General features: G+C 73.8%; 20 protein-coding genes. 12 read left to right on the top strand and 8 right to left on the bottom strand.

Going from position 1 to position 17,400, the window contains the following annotated elements; all coding sequences use genetic code 11:
* Positions 1-102 precede the first annotated feature (102 nt).
* The 7 genes from gap (at position 103) to C7Y72_RS19010 (ending at position 5,870) form a co-directional block, all read left to right on the top strand.
* Positions 103-1,101 (top strand): type I glyceraldehyde-3-phosphate dehydrogenase, encoded by a 999-nt coding sequence (gene gap, locus C7Y72_RS19040; protein WP_107570769.1) that lies wholly within the window; start codon positions 103-105, stop codon positions 1,099-1,101.
* Positions 1,102-1,105: 4 nt separating this feature from the next.
* Positions 1,106-2,260, top strand: a complete 1,155-nt coding sequence (locus tag C7Y72_RS19035; protein WP_107570768.1) for a phosphoglycerate kinase — start codon at positions 1,106-1,108, stop codon at positions 2,258-2,260.
* Complete coding sequence (gene tpiA, locus C7Y72_RS19030) at positions 2,257-3,030, top strand: triose-phosphate isomerase (RefSeq protein WP_107570767.1); 774 nt, start codon at positions 2,257-2,259, stop codon at positions 3,028-3,030. Before C7Y72_RS19035 ends, tpiA begins: the two co-directional genes overlap by 4 nt.
* A gap of 4 nt (positions 3,031-3,034) precedes the next feature.
* Complete coding sequence (gpmI, locus tag C7Y72_RS19025; RefSeq protein WP_107570766.1) at positions 3,035-4,525, top strand: 2,3-bisphosphoglycerate-independent phosphoglycerate mutase; 1,491 nt, start codon at positions 3,035-3,037, stop codon at positions 4,523-4,525.
* A complete protein-coding gene (locus C7Y72_RS19020; protein ID WP_107570765.1) occupies positions 4,525-5,253 on the top strand; it encodes a class I SAM-dependent methyltransferase in 729 nt (242 codons plus the stop codon). The genes gpmI and C7Y72_RS19020 overlap by 1 nt, the downstream gene beginning before the upstream one ends.
* A gap of 124 nt (positions 5,254-5,377) precedes the next feature.
* Positions 5,378-5,581 (top strand): cold-shock protein, encoded by a 204-nt coding sequence (locus C7Y72_RS19015; RefSeq protein ID WP_107570764.1) that lies wholly within the window; start codon positions 5,378-5,380, stop codon positions 5,579-5,581.
* A gap of 82 nt (positions 5,582-5,663) precedes the next feature.
* Positions 5,664-5,870, top strand: coding sequence for a hypothetical protein (locus tag C7Y72_RS19010; protein WP_107570763.1), 207 nt, complete (start codon positions 5,664-5,666; stop codon positions 5,868-5,870).
* Between the two features lie 37 nt (positions 5,871-5,907).
* Here C7Y72_RS19010 and C7Y72_RS19005 read toward each other — a convergent pair whose 3' ends face one another.
* The 4 genes from C7Y72_RS19005 to wrbA form a co-directional block, all read right to left on the bottom strand.
* Positions 5,908-7,302 (bottom strand): cellulase family glycosylhydrolase, encoded by a 1,395-nt coding sequence (locus tag C7Y72_RS19005; RefSeq protein WP_107570762.1) that lies wholly within the window; start codon positions 7,300-7,302, stop codon positions 5,908-5,910.
* A 78-nt stretch (positions 7,303-7,380) separates the two neighbouring features.
* Positions 7,381-8,070, bottom strand: coding sequence for an alpha/beta hydrolase (locus C7Y72_RS19000; protein ID WP_107570761.1), 690 nt, complete (start codon positions 8,068-8,070; stop codon positions 7,381-7,383).
* Positions 8,067-8,999 (bottom strand): VOC family protein, encoded by a 933-nt coding sequence (locus tag C7Y72_RS18995; protein WP_107570760.1) that lies wholly within the window; start codon positions 8,997-8,999, stop codon positions 8,067-8,069. The genes C7Y72_RS19000 and C7Y72_RS18995 overlap by 4 nt, the downstream gene beginning before the upstream one ends.
* Positions 9,000-9,001: 2 nt before the next feature.
* Positions 9,002-9,598, bottom strand: a complete 597-nt coding sequence (gene wrbA, locus C7Y72_RS18990) for an NAD(P)H:quinone oxidoreductase (RefSeq protein WP_107570759.1) — start codon at positions 9,596-9,598, stop codon at positions 9,002-9,004.
* Between the two features lie 150 nt (positions 9,599-9,748).
* Between wrbA and C7Y72_RS18985 the strand changes: the two genes are divergently transcribed.
* From C7Y72_RS18985 to C7Y72_RS18970, 4 genes are all read left to right on the top strand, one after another.
* Positions 9,749-10,249, top strand: coding sequence for a MarR family winged helix-turn-helix transcriptional regulator (locus C7Y72_RS18985; protein ID WP_107570758.1), 501 nt, complete (start codon positions 9,749-9,751; stop codon positions 10,247-10,249).
* Between the two features lie 73 nt (positions 10,250-10,322).
* Positions 10,323-10,733: an Hsp20/alpha crystallin family protein gene (locus tag C7Y72_RS18980; protein ID WP_107570757.1), complete on the top strand. Its 411-nt coding sequence runs from the start codon at positions 10,323-10,325 to the stop codon at positions 10,731-10,733.
* A 26-nt stretch (positions 10,734-10,759) separates the two neighbouring features.
* Positions 10,760-11,950 carry a tRNA guanosine(34) transglycosylase Tgt gene (tgt, locus tag C7Y72_RS18975; protein ID WP_107570756.1) on the top strand — a complete coding sequence of 397 codons (1,191 nt, stop codon included), beginning with the start codon at positions 10,760-10,762 and terminating at the stop codon, positions 11,948-11,950.
* On the top strand, positions 11,947-12,789 hold the full coding sequence (locus C7Y72_RS18970) for a DMT family transporter (RefSeq protein WP_107570755.1): 843 nt from the start codon (positions 11,947-11,949) through the stop codon (positions 12,787-12,789). Before tgt ends, C7Y72_RS18970 begins: the two co-directional genes overlap by 4 nt.
* Positions 12,790-12,793: 4 nt before the next feature.
* Here the strand turns inward: C7Y72_RS18970 and C7Y72_RS18965 are convergent, their stop codons facing one another.
* The 4 genes from C7Y72_RS18965 to C7Y72_RS18950 are packed head-to-tail and all read right to left on the bottom strand — an operon-like array spanning position 12,794 to position 16,126.
* On the bottom strand, positions 12,794-13,609 hold the full coding sequence (locus C7Y72_RS18965; RefSeq protein WP_107570754.1) for an MBL fold metallo-hydrolase: 816 nt from the start codon (positions 13,607-13,609) through the stop codon (positions 12,794-12,796).
* A gap of 23 nt (positions 13,610-13,632) precedes the next feature.
* Complete coding sequence (locus tag C7Y72_RS18960; protein ID WP_107570753.1) at positions 13,633-14,859, bottom strand: protein kinase domain-containing protein; 1,227 nt, start codon at positions 14,857-14,859, stop codon at positions 13,633-13,635.
* On the bottom strand, positions 14,856-15,392 hold the full coding sequence (locus C7Y72_RS23825) for a hypothetical protein (protein ID WP_196189087.1): 537 nt from the start codon (positions 15,390-15,392) through the stop codon (positions 14,856-14,858). Before C7Y72_RS23825 ends, C7Y72_RS18960 begins: the two co-directional genes overlap by 4 nt.
* Positions 15,393-15,394: 2 nt before the next feature.
* Complete coding sequence (locus C7Y72_RS18950) at positions 15,395-16,126, bottom strand: metallophosphoesterase family protein (protein WP_107570752.1); 732 nt, start codon at positions 16,124-16,126, stop codon at positions 15,395-15,397.
* Positions 16,127-16,143: 17 nt separating this feature from the next.
* On the opposite strand from C7Y72_RS18950, the gene C7Y72_RS18945 reads away from it, so the two are divergent.
* On the top strand, positions 16,144-17,388 hold the full coding sequence (locus C7Y72_RS18945) for a M48 family metalloprotease (protein WP_107570751.1): 1,245 nt from the start codon (positions 16,144-16,146) through the stop codon (positions 17,386-17,388).
* Positions 17,389-17,400 lie beyond the last annotated feature (12 nt).

The raw sequence follows: 17,400 nt of genomic DNA, 5'->3' as shown, positions 1-17,400 counted from the left end.
TCGAAATGCGCACGTCCAAGGTAGGGTTCTGCCCTCGCCGGCACAGTCGTCAGCGTCCCGGCGCTGCCCCGAACGCCCAGACCCCAGGAAGGTCCTGATCCCATGTCCGTACGCGTCGGCATCAACGGTTTCGGCCGCATCGGCCGCAACGTCTTCCGCGCCGCCAAGGCCGCGAACGCCGATATCGAGTTCGTCGCCTTCAACGACCTGACCGACAACGCCACGCTGGCGCACCTGGTCAAGTACGACTCCATCCTCGGCCCGTACCCGGGCACCGTGGAGGCCGAGGGTGACAACCTCGTCATCGACGGCCAGAAGATCCGCGTCTTCGAGGAGCGCGACCCCGCGAACCTCGACTGGAGCTCGCTCGACGTCGACGTCGTCATCGAGTCGACCGGCTTCTTCACCAACCGCGACGACGCCGCCAAGCACCTCGGCGGGTCGGTCAAGAAGGTCATCATCTCCGCGCCCGCGAAGGGCGAGGACGTCACGCTCGTGCTCGGCGTCAACGACGACCAGTACGACAAGGACAACCACCACATCATCTCCAACGCGTCTTGCACGACGAACTGCCTCGCGCCGTTCGCCAAGGCGGTCAACGACGCGGTCGGCATCGAGCACGGCCTGATGACGACGATCCACGCGTACACGGGCGACCAGCGGCTGCTCGACGCGCCGCACAGCGACCTGCGCCGCGCGCGCTCGGCCGCGACCAACCTCGTCCCGGCGTCCACCGGTGCCGCGAAGGCCGTCGGCCTCGTGCTGCCGGAGCTCAACGGCAAGCTGTCCGGCTTCGCGGTCCGCGCCCCGGTCCCGACCGGCTCCGTCGTCGACCTGACGATCCGCACGAGCCGCGACACGACGGTCGAGGAGATCAACGCTGCGGTCAAGGCCGCCGCCGACGGCCCGATGAAGGGCATCCTCGAGTACACCGCCGACCCGATCGTCTCGAGCGACATCGTCACCAACCCGCACAGCTCGATCTTCGACTCGCTGCTCACGGTCGCCATCGACCCGCGCATGGTCAAGGTCGTGTCCTGGTACGACAACGAGTGGGGCTACTCCAACCGCGTCGTCGACCTCGTGCAGCGGGTCCTCTAGAGCCTTGAGGACCCTCGACGACCTCGACGTCTCCGGCAAGGTCGTCCTCGTCCGGGTGGACTTCAACGTCCCCCAGGACCAGGACGGCCGCGTCACGGACGACGCACGCATCCGCGGTGCCCTCCCGACCCTCGCGGAGCTCCGCGAGAAGGGCGCCGCCAAGCTCGTGCTCATGGCGCACCTCGGCCGGCCGAAGGGGGAGCGCGACCCCGCGCTGTCGCTGAAGCCGATCGCGGCGCGGCTGGGTGAGCTGCTGGAGCTCGACGTGCCGGTCGCGGAGAGCCTGGATCCCTCCGCGCTGCCGGACGGCGAGGTCGTCCTGCTGGAGAACGTCCGCTACGAGGCGGGCGAGACGAAGGACGATCCCGCGCTGGCCGCGCAGTACGCGGCCCTCGCGGACGTCTACGTCAACGACGCGTTCGGGGCGGCGCACCGCGCGCACGCCTCGACGCACGGCGTCGCGACGCTGCTGCCGTCCGCGGCCGGCCGGCTGCTGCAGCGCGAGGTCGAGACGCTCAACGGCATCCTCGCCGCGCCGCAGAAGCCGCTCGTCGCGATCGTCGGGGGCGCGAAGGTGACCGACAAGATCGGCGTCATCGACGCGTTCCTCGACACGGCCGACGCGATCCTCATCGGCGGCGCGATGTGCTTCCCGTTCTTCAAGGCCCAGGGGCACGCCGTCGGCGCGTCGCTGTGCGAGGAGGACGGCGTCGCGGTCGCCCGGCGCGCGCTCGACGACGCGGCCGCGAAGGGCTGCCGCCTGCTGCTGCCGACCGATCTCGTGCTCGGGGAGTCCTTCTCCGCCGACACGACGGTCACGCCGCTCGACGGCGTCGACGTGCCCGACGGCCAGATGGGCCTCGACGTCGGCCCGAGGACGGCCGAGGGCTACGCGGCGGAGATCGTCGCCGCCGGCACCGTGTTCTGGAACGGCCCGATGGGCGCCTTCGAGCTCGAGCCGTTCGCGGCCGGCACGAAGGCGGTCGCCGAGGCCGTGGCCGCGTGCGAGGGCACGACGGTCGTGGGCGGCGGCGACAGCGCCGCGGCCCTGGCGCAGTTCGGCCTCGAGTCGCGCGTCACCCACCTGTCCACCGGCGGCGGCGCGTCGCTGGAGCTGATCGAAGGGAAGACCCTTCCCGGAGTGGAGGTCCTGTCGTGAGCCGCATCCCCCTGATCGCCGGCAACTGGAAGATGAACAAGACGGTCGCCGAGGCCGAGCAGTTCATCCAGGCGCTGCTGCCCAAGCTGTACGCCACCGACGGCGCGGACGTCGCGCTCTGCGTGCCGTACCTCGACCTCGAGGCGATGGTCGACTCCACCCGCGGCTCGCGCGTGGAGGTCTACGCCCAGAACATGCACGAGGCCCCCAACGGCGCGTACACGGGTGAGATCTCCGCGGCGATGCTCACGGAGATCGACGTGCACGGCGCGGTCCTCGGGCACTCCGAGCGGCGCCAGTACTTCGGGGAGACCGACAAGGCGCTGGCGCTGAAGGTCCCCGCCGCGCTCGACGCCGGCCTGAAGGTCATCCTCTGCGTCGGCGAGACCGAGGAGGAGCGCGAGAACGGGGAGACCGAGCGTCGCCTGCGCCACCAGGTGCAGGAGGGACTCGAGAAGCTCGACACCGACCGGCTCGGCGAGGTCGTTATCGCCTACGAGCCCGTCTGGGCGATCGGCACCGGCCTCACCGCCACCCCCGAGCAGGCGCAGGACGCGCTCAGCTTCGTCCGCGCGCTCGTCGCCGACCGCTCCAAGGAGCAGGCCGCCCGCACGCGGATCCTCTACGGCGGGTCGATGAACGCGGAGAACGCGGCCGAGCTGCTGGCGCTGCCCGACTGCGACGGTGGGCTGATCGGCGGCGCGTCGCTGGATCCCGCGAAGTTCGTGCCGATCGTCGAGGCGGCGGTCGCGCAGGGCCCGAAGGGCTAGCGGCATGGTCCCGTCGGTCACCCTCGTCGTCCTCGACGGCTGGGGCCTGGCCCCGGCGGGACCGGGCAACGCCGTCTCGCTCGCCGCCACGCCGACGTTCGACGGCCTGTGGGAGCGGTTCCCGCACACGCAGCTCACCGCCTGCGGGCGCGCGGTCGGCCTGCCCGACGGGCAGATGGGCAACTCCGAGGTGGGGCATCTCAACCTCGGGGCCGGGGCGATCGTGCGGCAGGACCTCACCCGGATCGACGACGCGGTGCAGCAGGGCGAGCTCGGCGGGAACGAGACGCTCCGCGCCGCCTTCACGGGGTTCGATCGGGTCCACCTGATCGGCCTGGTCAGCGACGGTGGGGTCCACTCCTCCGACCGGCACCTGCAGGCGCTGATCGAGCTCGGCGCGCAGCTGCGGGTCCCCGAGGTCGTCGTCCACGCGTTCACCGACGGCCGCGACACGCTGCCGACCAGTGGCGCCGGGTTCGTCGGCGCGGTCGACGAGCAGTGCGCGGCGGCCGGCAACGCGCGGGTCGCGAGCGTGATCGGCCGCTACTTCGCGATGGACCGCGACAACCGCGAGGAGCGCACGGCGGCGGCGGTCGATCTCCTCGTGAGCGGGACCGCCGAGCACCACGCCGACACGGGCCGCGCCGCGGTCGAGGCCGCGTACGCGCGCGACGAGACGGACGAGTTCGTCTCCGCCACCACGGTCGGGTCGGAGGGCGTCATCCGCCCGGGCGACAGCGTCCTGGCCTTCAACTTCCGCCCCGACCGCATGCGGCAGCTCACGGCCGCGATCGCGCCGCACGTCGCGCGCTACACGTCGCTGACGACCTACGACGAGAGCTGGGACTGGCCGGTGGCGTTCGCGCCCGACCGCCCGACCGTGACGCTCGCGTCCGTCGTCGCCGGCACGGGCCGCACGCAGCTGCACGTCGCCGAGACCGAGAAGTACCCGCACGTCACGTACTTCTTCAACGGCGGGGAGGAGACCCCGTTCGCGGGCGAGCGGCGGGAGATGGCCCCGTCGCCGCGCGACGTCGCGACCTACGACCTCAAGCCCGAGATGAGCGCGCACGAGGCGCGCGACAAGTTCGTCGCGGGCTGGGACCAGGACGGCCCGGCGTTCGGCGTCATCAACTTCGCCAACCCCGACATGGTCGGGCACACCGGGGTCATCCCGGCGGCCGTGAAGGCGATCGAGACCGTCGACGGCTGCCTCGCGGACGTCGTCGCGACGGTGACCGGGAGCGGTGGCGCGGTCATCGTCACGGCCGACCACGGGAACGCGGACAACATGCTCGAGCCCGACGGCTCGCCGAACACCGCGCACTCGCTGAACCCGGTCCCGCTCGTCGTGGTCTGGCCCGACGCGCTCGCGGACGCCGCTCCGGCGCTGCGGGACGGGGGCATCCTCGCCGACGTCGCCCCGACCGTCCTCGACCTCCTCGGGATCGAGCAGCCGCCGGAGATGACGGGCGTCTCGCTGCTGCAGCGCTGATGTCCGAGGAGTACGAGCCGGACAACCTGCTCGACCGGCGCTCCTCCCCGCGGACGCTGCAGCTGCACTACGACTGGCTGTTCGAGCGGGAGCGGCGCCTCGTCGGCCGGCGACTCGACCTCGACGCGGGCGGGGACGTGCTGAGCGTCGGCTGCGGCTGGCACCCGGGTCGCCATCTCTTCCCGGCACCGGCCTGGCGCCTGACCGCCAACGACCTCGACGCCGCCCGCGCGGAGTGGGTGGTGCAGGACGGCCGGGCGGACGCGGCCGCTCCGGGCGCGGCGGGGGAGCTGCACGACCTGCCCGACGCGTCGTTCGACGTCGTCCTCTACCGCCTGGTCCTGCACCACATCGTCTTCCAGGGGCCGCTGGACCCCGTGTTCGCGGAGGCGGCGCGGCTGCTGCGGCCCGGCGGGACCGCGATCGCGGTCGAACCCGGCCTCTGGCATCCCGTGGGCGCGGGCCTCGCGCTCGCCAACCGCGTCGGCCTCGGCACGCGGATCCACGGGACGCCCGACGACGTGCCGCTGTCCCCGCGCGGCCTCGCGCGCCACGCCCGGCGCGCCGGCCTGCAGCCCGAGCTGCACGCCCTCACCTACTCGTGGCGGCGGCTGCCGCCGCGGCTCCAGCGGGCGCTGCACGGCGCCGACCGGGCGGTGGGCTCGATCCCGCCCGCGGCCCGCTTCGGCCACACGCTCCTGCTGCTGGCGCACAAGCCCCGGGCCTGAGTACGCTACGCTGGTCTCACGGGTCGGGCATCCGCTCGGCCGACCAGCAGTGTCCGGCGTTACCCGCAGCAGCCTCGCAGCTCCTCCGCGTCTCGCAGTGCACATACCCCCGGAGGGCAGCAACATGGCTACTGGAACCGTCAAGTGGTTCAGCGACGAGAAGGGCTTCGGCTTCATCACGCCGGACGACTCGGGCAAGGACCTCTTCGTCCATCACAAGCAGATCCAGGGCAGCGGCTTCAAGACGCTGGCCGAGGGTGCCAAGGTGAGCTACGACGCCGAGGCGGGCCCCAAGGGCCCCGCCGCCGCGAACGTCGTCGCGCTCTAGCACCACGCTGAAGGACCGTCGAGGGCCCGGGTCTCCCGGGCCCTCGGTCGTGCTCTGACTCCCCCGACCGGAAGGAGCCCCCATGGGCTCGAACGCGAAGAAGAAGACGACGATGGCGAAGCTCCAGCGCGAGCAGCGCAAGCGCGAGAAGCGCCTGGACAAGCAGGCCCGCCGCGCCTCGCGTCCGGAGCCGACCGAGGACGCGCCCGACGTCGAGCCCGAGTACTACGCGCTGCGCACCGCCGGTCGCGAGGGCTTCGAGGACGTCACCCCGCCGACCGGCTCCTGAGCCGCCGGCCGTTCCGGCCGGCCCCCGCAGCGCGCCCCTACGGCGCGCTGCGCGTCTTCGTGACCGGCCCGCGGTGCGTCGTGCCGTCGGCCGCGGTCCACTCGACGCGGTAGCGCCGGTCCTTCGGGGCCGACCGCCGCGAGGAGAAGTACCCGCGCGCGTCGGTCGAGAGCGTCGTCAGCGTGCGCCAGCGCGACGAGCCGCCGTTGGCGTAGAGGATCCGCACCTTCGTGCGCCCGTCGGCGGGACGCGCGAGGCCCCACAGCCGCACCTTGCCGGCCGCGTACCGGTCGGCGACCAGCGGCAGCCGGAAGCCGTCGTACGCGGGCTTCTTCGTGCCGCCGAACGTCCGCAGGCCGGACTCGAAGCCGCTGAACTTCGACCCGCCGGGCGGGTTGGGGTCCGAGTCGCGCATCAGGTACTGCGAGAACGCCTTCACGCGCTTGTTGCCGTAGGCGATGAACTCGCTGAGGGAGCGGTAGTCGGCCTGCGTGGACAGCGGCACGCCGGTGATGCGGTCGGGGAACGACTGGATGCCGAACTCGGTCAGGTACATCGGCATGCCCTTGCGGATCGCGCCGGCCTTCCCGGCCCGGTCGAGCGCGCGCGTCAGCCGCGAGAGCGTCCCGATCGTGACGTCGTCCGTGTTGCCGCTCCTGAAGTACGGACCACCGCTGGTCGTGTAGGGGTGGTGCGCCCAGCCGTCGGCGTCGATCTTCCCGCAGCTCTTCGCCTTGCGGTACTTCGAGTCGAGGCAGAGGAACCCGCGCAGGAACGCGAGCGGCGCGACGATCCGCGGGTTGCCGCGCGGCGAGGTCTCGGCCGCGAGGATCGTGTCCTGGCCGTTGCCCGACGCGCCGAGGCCGCGCTGCGCGGCGAGGTACAGGCTGCGGTAGAGCTTCGGCGACTGCGGCTTGCCGCCGACGAACTGCGGGGCGAGGAACTGCGGCTGGTTGGGCTCGTTCCAGATCGACCAGATGTCCACGTCGTCGCGGAACTTCGCGCCGAGCGCGGTGGCGAACGCCTGGAACTCGTCGGGATCGGGCCGGGTGATCGCGTCGGTGCCCTTCGCGGTCGCCCAGAACGGGGCGCCGCCGGTGATCGTGAAGAGGACGCGCAGGCCGCGGGCCTTCGCGGCGGCGACGATCGCCTCGTAGGTCGCGAAGCCGTCCCCGTACGCGGCCGGGTCGGACGCGTCGAAGTTCGCGGGCCGCGTCTTCGACGTCGGGGAGGGGGCGACGCGGTTCCAGTTGACGAGGACCCGGATCGCGTCGGCGCCCAGCGCGTCGATCTCGTCGAGGGTGCTGTCACGCTGGGAGGGGTCCACGAGCGCGGACGGGGCCTCGAACATCGTGAACTGCGTCGTCGAGGCGGCGGCGGGCGCGGCGAGGACGAGCGACAGCAGGACGGCGATCAGGATCGTGGGACGCACGGAGCGGCGGCCTCCAGACGGGTGAGGGGGAACAGGGGGAGGGGGACGGCGCCGCCCTGCGGCAGCGCCTCCACCCGTTTAGACGCCCGAGGAGGGCGAAAGTTCCGCTCCCGACCGCTCCGGGAACCGGTCCGCCAGCCAGGCGTGGACCTCGGGGACGACCCGCGGGTCGATCTGGTGGGCGACCGCGGACTCGTGGTAGGTGACGTCGGCGCCGGCCTGCTGGAGCCGGCGGACGGCGTCGCGGCCGAACTCGACGGAGATCACCGGATCGTGGGTGCCGTGCGCGACGAGCACGGGCAGGCCGGCCCGTGCGTCGAGGTCGCCCTGCCAGGCCTCGGTGGTCGGGATAAACCCGCTCATCGCCAGGATGCCCGCGGGACGGGGCCGTCCGGCGCCGAGCCCGAGCGCGTAGGACATGACCGACCCCTGCGAGAAGCCGCCGACGACCGTCGTCGACCAGTCGATCCCGAGCTCGTCGTCGAGGAGCGTCGCGAGCTCGGCGAACGTCGGCCCGAACGTGTGCGGGTCGGGGAACCCGACGCGCGGGACGACGTACCAGTGCCGGCCGACCGGTCCCCCGAGGGCGAGCGGCCCGCCGACGGTGATGCCGGTGAGCCGCCGCTGCGGGTCGAGGACGTCGAAGAGCCCGTAGAGGTCGTGCTCGTCGGCGCCGCGCCCGTGCAGGAGCACGAGCGTGCCGGCCGCCTCCCCGTCCGCGGGGCGGACGAGGTGCGGCAGCGGACCCGGGTGACGGGGGGCGCTCACGCGACCGCCTGCCGGGGGTTCTCGATCGGGGTCAGCACGTCGACGAGCCGGTCGCGGAGGTGCTCGTGCTGCGGCGGCAGCAGCAGCGCCTCGCCGAGCGTCTCCTGCGGCTCGTCGACCGCGAAGCCGATGTCGCGCGAGGCGAGCTCGAACAGGACGCCGCTGGGCTCCCGGAAGTACACCGAGTGGAAGTACTGCCGGTCGATGATCGGCGTCGGGTGCGCCCCGCCGCCGGCCGCGAGGACCCGGAACCGGGCGAGCTCGTCGTCGTCGGCGGCCGACCAGGCGACGTGGTGGATCGTGCCGCCCCCGTCGCGCCCGCGGACGGCGACGGGCGGCGCGTCGTAGTGCAGCTCGGCGTGGCGGGGCGTGCCCTCGCCGGTGACCCAGACGCCATCCTCGCGGCGCTGGAAGCCGAGCGTGACGAGCAGGTCCGCGGAGCGCTCCGGGCGCGACGCGTAGGCGCGCACGCCGTGGAAGCCCTGCAGGGCGTGCCCGGCGGGGATCCCGGGGGAGGCGGTGGCGGCCAGTGGCGCGTCGGGCAGGTCGTCGGCGACGACGAGCTCGATCGCGAGGCCCTCCGGGTCGGCGAACGTCAGGCGGTCGCCGTCGCGGCGGGTGGCGACGCCCTCGTCGGCGAGCCGCCGCTCCCAGAACGCCAGCGCCTCGGCCGAGCCGACGCGCCAGAGGATCGTGTGGACCATGCCGTCGCCGGCGGTGCCGCGGGCGGCGTTGGGGAACTCGAAGAACGTCATGATCGAGCCGGGGCCGCCGGTCTCGTCCCCGTAGTAGAGGTGGTAGACGTCGGGGGCGTCGAAGTTGACGGTCTTCTTGACCATGCGGAGCCCGAGGACGCGGGCGTAGAAGTCGACGTTGCGCGGGGCGTCCCCGGTGATCGCGGTGATGTGGTGGAGGCCTTGGAGGGTCATGGTCAGGTGGTCAGCTTCGCGGCGAACTCGGCGAGCCGTCGGCCCTGGTAGCGGGCGGCGGCGAGGGTCTCGTCGGACATCGGGTTGCCCTGGCCGGCGACGAAGTTCGTGCCGTAGGGGTTGCCGCCCGACGCGTAGAGGAGCGGGTCGGTGTAGCCGGGGGGCACGATCAGCGCGCCCCAGTGGTAGAAGACGTTGTTGAGGGCCAGCAGCGTGGACTCCTGCCCGCCGTGGGCGTTCATGGCGCTGGTGAAGCTCGTGGCGACCTTGTTGGCGAGCCCGCCGGTCTGCCAGAGCGGCCCGAGCGTGTCGATGAACTGCTTGAGCTGAGCGGCGGGGTTGCCGAAGCGGGTCGGGCTGCCCAGGGCGTAGCCGTCCGCCCACGCGAGGTCGTCGGGGGTGGCGACCGGGACGTCCTTGGTGGCCTCGGCGTGCGCGCGCCAGGCGTCCTGGGACTGCACGACCTCGTCGGGCGCGAGCTCGGCGGCGCGGCGCAGGCGGACCTCGGCGCCGGCGTCGGTGGCGCCCGCGGCGATCTCGGTGGCGAGGCGGTGCACGTTGCCGGTGGAGGAGTAGTAGACGACGGTGATGTTCGGCATGGGGACTCCTGGGGGTCGCGGGTGATTGCGTGTGCAACGATACATGAAGTTGCACGTGCAAGCAAATCGGCCCCGGTGGCGCTGGAGCCGCTGGTACGGTTGTGATTGCGCGCGCAAGGGATTCTCAAACCGCGGTCCAAGGAGCAGGTCATGGCCACAACCTCGATCGATGCGCTGAGCCCCCGGGAGCTCGGGGCCTGGCGCGGCATGCTGCGCGCGCACGCGGCGCTAACGAAGGCGCTCGGGACGCAGCTCGAGCGCGACCACGGTCTGCCGCTCACGTCCTACGAGGTCCTGATGAACCTCCATGACGCCCCCGACCGGCGGATGCGGATGAGCGACCTCGCGTGCGCGGTCATCCTCAGCCGCAGCGGGCTCACGCGGCTCGTCGACCGTCTCGCGCGGGAGGGCCTGCTCGTGCGCGAGGCGTGCGGGGACGACGCCCGCGGCGCCTACGCGGTCCTGACCGACCTCGGGGTCGAGCGGGTCGCCGCGGCGCGGCGCACGCACCTCGCCGGGGTGCGGGCGCTGTTCCTCGAGCGCTTCACCCCGGCCGAGCAGGAGCTGCTCGCCGGCCTGTGGGCGCGGATCGTGCCCGCCGACGGGGACGTGAGCGTGCCAGCGCGTGAAGATCTCAGTCCACCAGACTGAGAACTTGACAACCTCGGACTGAGATTTCATACTCGGGTCACGAGCAGTCCCGCGACTTCCCAGGAGACCTGACATGACCCTTGTGCACTGGAGCCCGCTCTCGACCCTCCTCACCGGCCCCAGCTACCCGACCGCCTCCGTGCGGCGCTGGGTCCCGCCGATGGACCTCGTCGAGGCCCCCGAGCACTACCTCGTCCGCCTCGACCTGCCCGGCCTCGGCCGCGACGACGTCACGATCGAGATCGAGGACCGCGTTCTCACCATCAGCGGCGAGCGGACGGCCACCGTGAGCGGCGAGAACGCCCGCGCCGTCCGCGTCGAGCGGGCCGGCGGCGGCTTCCGCCGCAGCCTCACGCTCCCCGACGGCATCGACGCCGACGCGGTCACCGCCCACATGGAGCACGGCGTCCTGACGGTGAGCGTCCCGAAGCCCGTCGCCGCCAAGCCGCGCCGGGTCGAGATCAGCGCGGGCGCCGCCGCCTGACCGCCGGTCCGTAAGCTCCGGGCGCGATGAGCGCCCTCGAGATCCAGCACCGGGACCCCGGAACGCTCGCGCGGGCCGGGGTCCTGCGCACCCCGCACGGCGAGATCCGGACACCCGCGTTCGTCCCGCTCGCCACCAAGGCGACCGTCAAGAGCCTGCTCCCGCACGAGGTCGCCGAGCTCGGCTACGACATGGTCCTGGGGAACACGTTCCACCTGTTCCTCGACCCGGGCCACGAGCGCATCCGCCGCTTCCGCGGCCTGCACGAGTTCATGGGCTGGCGTGCCCCGATCATCACCGACTCGGGGGGCTTCCAGGTCTTCTCGATGGGGCACGGCACCGTCGCCGACGAGGTCAAGGGCCGCGCGCCGATGGGCCAGGAGCGGATGGGCAAGATCCTCGCGATCGAGGAGGACGGGGTCGCCTTCCGCTCCTACCTCAACGGCGAGACCCTGTTCATGGGGCCGGAGACCTCGATGGAGATCCAGGGGGCGCTCGGCAGCGACATCGCGCTCGTGTTCGACGAGTGCACCCCGTTCAACGTCACCCGCGAGTACACGCAGCGCTCGACCGAGCGCACGCACCGCTGGCTCGACCGCTGCCTGGCCTGGCACGACGCCCGCGGCCCCGAGGGGCAGCTCGTCTACGGCATCTCGCAGGGCGGCGTCCACGAGGACCTGCGGGTCGAGAGCACGCAGGCGGTCGCGTCGCGGCCCGTCGACGGGATCGCGATCGGCGGCTCGCTCGGCGCCGACAAGCCCCAGATGTACGAGGTCGTCTCGTGGGCCACCGCGGCGATCGCCGACGACCCGCGCCCCCGCCACCTGCTCGGCATCGGCGAGGTCGACGACCTGATCCGCGGCGTCGAGCTCGGCATCGACACGTTCGACTGCGCGATGCCGACCCGGCTGGGCCGCCACGGCGTCGCCGTCGTGAACGACCCCGAGCGGCGCTGGCGCGTCGACCTGACCGCGGGCCGCTTCAAGGACTCCGACGAGCCGCTGCTGGAGGGCTGCCCGTGCCCGGCGTGCGCGCTCGGCTACACGCGCGGCTACCTGCGCTACCTCGTGCACGCCCGCGAGCTGACCGGTCAGCGGTTGCTGACGCTGCACAACCTCGCCTATCTGTCGCGGCTGATGCAGCGGCTGCGCGCAGCGATCGCCGAGGGCACGCTCGCCGCCACCGCGGCCGCCCTGCGCGCCGGCGAGCTGCCGTGACCGTCGCGCTCGCGCTGCTGTCGTCCGCGCTGTGGGGGATCGCGGACTTCCTCGGCGGGCGCGGCGCGCGGCGCCTCCCGACGCTCCTGGTGGTCGGCTGCGTGCAGCTCGCCGGGGTCGTCTTCGCGACCGCGGTGTTCGTGGTCGCCCAGCCGCAGGCGAGCACCGAGGGCGTGCTCTGGGGGCTCGTCGCCGGCTGCGTCGGGGCGCTCGCCATCGGCACCTTCTACGCCGCGCTCGCCGCCGGGGCGATGAGCCTCGTCGCGCCGCTGGCGGCCTGCGGCGCGGTCATCCCGGCCGGCGTGGCGATCGCGGGCGGGGAGAGCCCGTCGGCGATCGTGCTGGCCGGCTTCGCGCTCGCGCTCGGCGGCGCCGCGCTGGTCGCCCGCGAGCCCGCCGCCGCGGACGCGCCGGCGCTGGACCGCCGGGCGCTCGGGCTCGCGGCAGCCTCCGCCGTGCTGATCGGACTGCTGCTCACGCTGCTGCAGCACGCCGCCGAGCTGGACGGCTCGAGCGCCTGGACCGCGGTGACCGCCGCCCGCGCCGCGAGCGCGGTCGTCGTCCTCGTCGCGCTGCTCGTCGTGCGTCCGCCGCTGCGTGCGGGACGCGCCGACCTGCGGCTGCTGCTCGTCGCAGGCGTCTTCGACACGAGCGCCAACGGGCTCTTCGGCGTCGCGACCGAGCGCGGCAGCGACGCCGTCGCCGCCGTCCTCGGCTCGCTGTATCCGGTGATGACCGTGGTGCTCGCCGCGCTCGTCCTGCACGAGCGCGTCGCGCGCGCCCAGGCGGTCGGGATCGCCGTGGCGCTCGCGGGCGTCGTGCTCGTCAGCGCGGGCTGACCCGCTACGCGCCCGCGGCGCGGTCGCGCGCGAGCTCGGTCGCGTCGTGCGAGCAGAACACGGTGACCTCCTCGCCGTGGCGGGCGCGCAGCTCCGTGAGCCGCTCGACGTTCGCGCGCCGGTCCTTCTCGGCGATCGAGTTGCCCTGATGGTAGATCCGCAGCGCGCGCGGGACCGGGCCACCCTCGATCTCCTCGCGGCGCAGGTACGTGTCGCCGGCGTGCAGCAGCCAGCCGTCGCCCGTGTTCACCGCGTAGCCGGTGTGGCCGGGGGTGTGGCCGTGCAGCGGGATCATCGCGATCTCCACGTCGAGGCCCTCGAGCAGCCGCACGCGCTCGAGGCCGAACCAGGCCTCGCCGGTGACCTCGTGGGTCTGGTACCGCGGCCCGTGCGCGAGCTGGCCGGGGCGGTAGCGGAGCTTGGCCTTCGCCGAGCCGCCGCGCAGGAACTCGTGCTCGCGGCGGTGCAGGTGCACGGTCGCGTTGGGGAAGTCCCCGAGACCGCCCGCGTGGTCGAGGTCGAGATGGGTGACGAGCACGTCGCGGACGTCCGCCGGGTCGTGGCCGAGCGCCCGCACCTGCGCGACGGCCGTCTCCTCGTGGGCGAGCCGGGCGCCGAGCAGGAACCGCGCCGGCCCCAGGCGCGACGGCGTCGCGACGTCCCCGGTGCCGTAGCCCGTGTCGATCAGGACGAGGCCGTCGGCGGCCTCGATCAGCAGGCAGCGGGCGACGAGGTGGCCGGCGTCGCGGTCGACCAGCCCCAGGGCGGTCCCCGCGTGCGGGCACATCGTGCCGCAGTTCAGGTGGTGGATCACGGGCATGTCCCGGGACCCTATCCGCGCGCTCAGCGGGTGTTCTGCTCGACGAGCTTCGTGAGCTCGTCGACGGCCTTGTCGACCTGGTCGTAGACCACGTCGCGCAGCTCGACCGCGCTGCCGGAGTCCTGCGTGGCGACGTACGCGACGCCGAGTCCGGCGACGACGAGCACGAGCGCCAGCAGCATCCCGAAGGTGCGCCGGGCGCCGCCGGGACGGCGGGCGGGCCGCTCGCCGCGACGCGGGGCGGGCGCGGCGCTCGGAGCGGGGCCGGGGACCGCGGCCCCCGGCCGCGGCGGCCGCGGCTGGCGGGCCTGGACGCCGGTGGTCGGCCCGGGCGTGGGGGCGGGGGACGCGACGCGCGTGGCCCCGGTGGCGGGGCCACCGATCGTGGTCGGCGGCTCGCCGACCGTCGTCGCGGCCTCCTCGGGCGCGATGCCGCGAGCGCCCTCGCGCAGCGCGGTGCTCATCGTCTCCGCGCTCTCGTAGCGGGCACGCGGGTCGAGCGCGAGCGCCCGGTCGACGGCGAGCGACAGCGCCTCGGGCACCTCGGGGACGAGCTCGTGCAGGAACGCCGGGGCCTCGCGCTGCTGCTTGAGCGCGAGCTCGGTCAGCGACGCCGCCTCGTAGGGGAGCCGCCCGGACAGCAGCTGGTAGGTGACGACGCCGAGCGCGTAGAGGTCGGCGCGCGGGCCCGCCTCCTCGCCGGTGGCCTGCTCGGGCGCGAGGTAGGACGCGGTGCCGAGCACCGAGCCGACCTGCGTGATCGAGGACTCGTCGGTGACGGCGGCGATGCCGAAGTCGGCGAGCTTGACGACCCCGTCGTCGGAGCGCAGTAGGTTGCCGGGCTTCACGTCGCGGTGGACCACGCCGCCGCGGTGTGCGTAGTCGAGCCCGCGGCAGGCCTGCGTCACGAGGTCGAGCGCCTCGCCGACGGGCAGCCGGCCGCGCTCGCGCAGGATCTCGGCGCCGGAGCGGCCCGAGACGCGCTCCATGACGATGTAGTGGCGGCCGCTGGCCTCGTCGAGGCCGAAGTCGAACACCTGCACGATGTTCGGGTGCACGAGCCGAGCGGCGGCGAGCGCCTCGCGGCGGAAGCGGGACACGAACTGCGCGTCGTCGGCGAGGTGCTCGGCGAGGAGCTTCACGGCGACGTCGCGCTCCAGGCGCCGGTCGAACGCGGTGACGACGGTCGACATGCCGCCGACGCCGAGACGGTCGCCGAGCTCGTAGCGGCCGGCCAGGACGGTGCTCACGGGATCACCTCGTCGGCCCCGGCGCCGCCGGGATCGGGGGTCGGCGTCGCCTGCGGCTCGGTCGGCTCGACCCCGCCCGTGTCGGGCGCGGGCGTCGGCGTCGGCGTCGCGGTGGGCGTCGCGGTCGGCTCCGGCGTCGTCGTGGTCTCGATCGTCTGCGTCTGGGTCTGCGTCTGCGTGTCGGGCGTCGGCGTCTCCTGCGGCTCCTGCGTCGTCACCGTCTGCCCGCGGCACTCGTCGGGAGCGATGTCCGCGAGGTTCGCGACGCCCTCGTCGAGCCGGCGGCGCAGCTCCGGCGCGACGCTCTCGGGCAGGTTCACGACCGCGCCGCGCAGCTGCGCGAGGTCGCTGCCGAGCGCGCGGCACGAGCCGTCGTCGACCTTCGCGCGGATCGACTCGAGCTCGTCGAGCAGGGTCTGGGCGTCGGAGGAGGGCAGCAGGCCGCTGCGGTCCTCCGAGCCGCACGCCGCGACGGCGAGGGCGAGGCCGAGTCCGGCGAGCAGGGCGATGAGGGCGTGGTGGAGACGGGGCAAGGTCACTGACCGTACTGGAGGCGGTCGGCGAGGGAGTGCGGCAGCCGGGCGGCCCTGATCGCCGCCTGCGCACCCTCGATGTCGTAGGTGGTCCGCTGCCACGTGGCGCGTGCGCCCTCGAGGTCGAGCAGCAGCCAGGCAGCCCGCGGGTCGCCGTCGCGCGGCTGGCCGACCGAGCCGGGGTTCAGCAGCCACTCGCCGGTCGTCAGGTCGACCTCCTCGCCGGCCTTGCGTGATGCGCCCGTCGCCGGCTCGCCCTCGGCGCGGTGGAAGGCGAGGGCGACGTGGGAGTGGCCGATGAGCGCCACGCGCTCGGCCTGGGCGTCGAGGCACATCTCCGCCAGCAGGGTCGAGAGGACGTACTCCCAGACCGGATCGCGCGGGCTGCCGTGGTAGAGCCCGACGCCGCCGCGCTGTCCGGCCGCCGACAGGGTCCGCAGCCACTCCAGGTGCTCGGCGGCGAGGACCTCGCGCGTCCACTCCGCCGCGATGCCCGCGCCGCGCGCGAAGTCGTCGGTGGCGATCTCCCCGGTCACCGCGAGGTCGTGGTTGCCGGCGAGCGCGATCCGGGCGTGCTCGGCGACGAGCGCGCAGCAGGCGTCCGGGTCGGCGCCGTAGCCGACGACGTCGCCCAGGCACCAGACCTCCTGGGCGGGACCGTCGGCGACCGCGGCGAGCACCGCCTCGAGGGCGTGACGGTTTCCGTGGATGTCGGACAGGACGGCGACGTGCATCTGCGACAGTGATCCTGATGCTCCGGGGACGCGCCCGCTTTCCGCTCGCGGTCCTGGCCGCCGTCGTGGTGGCGCAGGCCGCGGTGCTCCTGCTGTGGCCGCGCGACGGGGTGATCGATCCCGATCCGGTGCAGCTGGGATCGTACTTCAGCGCGGCGCAGCTCGACCGGGCGCAGGACTTCCGCGGCCCGCAGCAGCTGCTCGGGCTGCTCGCGCTCGCGCTCCAGGGGGTCCTGCTGGTCGTGCTCGCCCGGCGCTCGGCGTGGGTGGCGCGCGTCGTGCTGCCGCGGCTGCCCACCGGTCCGCTGCGGGCCGCCGCGGTCGGCGGCGCCCTGCTGGCGGTGGCGCTGCGGCTCGTGACGCTGCCGGTGTCGGCGATCGGCCGGGAGCGCGCGATCGACGTCGGGCTCGTGACGCGCTCGTGGCCGGGCTGGGCGCAGGACGTGCTGCTGTCGACCGCGATCACCGCGGCGTTCGCCGCGTTCGGGGCCGTCGTCGCGGTCGCGCTGATGCGCCGCCTGCCGCGGGCCTGGTGGCTGGCCGGGACGGTCGGCGTCGTCCTGGCGGCGGCCGGCTACACCTTCGCCGGTCCCGCCGTGGTCGATCCGCTCTTCAACGACTTCCGGACGCTGCCCGCCGGCCCGACCCGCGACGACGTGCTCGAGCTCGCGCGGCGCGCCGACGTCGACGTCGGGGACGTCCTGGTGGTCGACGCGAGCAAGCGGACGACCGCGGCCAACGCGTACGTCACCGGGCTCGGGCACACCAAGCGGGTCGTGCTGTACGACACGCTGCTGCGCCGCTTCACGCGGGACGAGGTGCGCCTCGTCGTCGCGCACGAGCTCGCCCACGTGCACCACCACGACGTGCCGCGCGGGATCCTGTTCGTCCTGCTCGTCGCGCCGATGGGCCTGCTCGCGGTGCGGCGGATGACCGACGAGCTCGCGCCGGTCCCCACGTCGGCCGCGCCCGCGACGGTCGCGGTGCTCCCGGCGCTCGCGCTGTCGCTCGCCGTCGTGGCCACGAGCATCACCTGGGTGAGCAACCAGCTCAGCCGTCGCGTCGAGGCGCGCGCCGACAGCTACGCCCTGCAGCTGACCGACGCGCCCCGGCCGTTCCTGTCGTTCGAGCGGCGGCTGGCGCTGCGCAACGTCAGCGACCCCGACGGCGGACCGCGGATCGTGCGCTTCCTCCTCGGCACCCACCCGCCGGTGCGCGAGCGCCTCGGGATCGGCGAGACGTACGCGCGCGAGCGCCCGTAGCCGCACTACGAT

It is taken from the genome of Paraconexibacter algicola, assembly GCF_003044185.1.
In the GTDB taxonomy this organism is placed as follows: domain Bacteria; phylum Actinomycetota; class Thermoleophilia; order Solirubrobacterales; family Solirubrobacteraceae; genus Paraconexibacter; species Paraconexibacter algicola.
Note: the sequence above shows the minus strand (reverse complement) of the source record. Positions and strands in the feature narration are given on the sequence as shown.

Excerpts from the sequence above, each read along its gene's own strand:
- gpmI (WP_107570766.1), top strand. The coding sequence starts at position 3,035 with ATGGTCCCGTCGGTCACCCTCGTCGTCCTCGACGGCTGGGGCCTGGCC.
- C7Y72_RS19010 (WP_107570763.1), top strand. The coding sequence starts at position 5,664 with ATGGGCTCGAACGCGAAGAAGAAGACGACGATGGCGAAGCTCCAGCGC.
- C7Y72_RS18980 (WP_107570757.1), top strand. The coding sequence starts at position 10,323 with ATGACCCTTGTGCACTGGAGCCCGCTCTCGACCCTCCTCACCGGCCCC.
- C7Y72_RS19015 (WP_107570764.1), top strand. The coding sequence starts at position 5,378 with ATGGCTACTGGAACCGTCAAGTGGTTCAGCGACGAGAAGGGCTTCGGC.
- C7Y72_RS18985 (WP_107570758.1), top strand. The coding sequence starts at position 9,749 with ATGGCCACAACCTCGATCGATGCGCTGAGCCCCCGGGAGCTCGGGGCC.
- C7Y72_RS18945 (WP_107570751.1), top strand. The coding sequence starts at position 16,144 with ATGCTCCGGGGACGCGCCCGCTTTCCGCTCGCGGTCCTGGCCGCCGTC.
- wrbA (WP_107570759.1), bottom strand. The coding sequence starts at position 9,598 with ATGCCGAACATCACCGTCGTCTACTACTCCTCCACCGGCAACGTGCAC.
- C7Y72_RS19020 (WP_107570765.1), top strand. The coding sequence starts at position 4,525 with ATGTCCGAGGAGTACGAGCCGGACAACCTGCTCGACCGGCGCTCCTCC.
- C7Y72_RS18995 (WP_107570760.1), bottom strand. The coding sequence starts at position 8,999 with ATGACCCTCCAAGGCCTCCACCACATCACCGCGATCACCGGGGACGCC.
- gap (WP_107570769.1), top strand. The coding sequence starts at position 103 with ATGTCCGTACGCGTCGGCATCAACGGTTTCGGCCGCATCGGCCGCAAC.
- tgt (WP_107570756.1), top strand. The coding sequence starts at position 10,760 with ATGAGCGCCCTCGAGATCCAGCACCGGGACCCCGGAACGCTCGCGCGG.
- C7Y72_RS18950 (WP_107570752.1), bottom strand. The coding sequence starts at position 16,126 with ATGCACGTCGCCGTCCTGTCCGACATCCACGGAAACCGTCACGCCCTC.
- C7Y72_RS18965 (WP_107570754.1), bottom strand. The coding sequence starts at position 13,609 with ATGCCCGTGATCCACCACCTGAACTGCGGCACGATGTGCCCGCACGCG.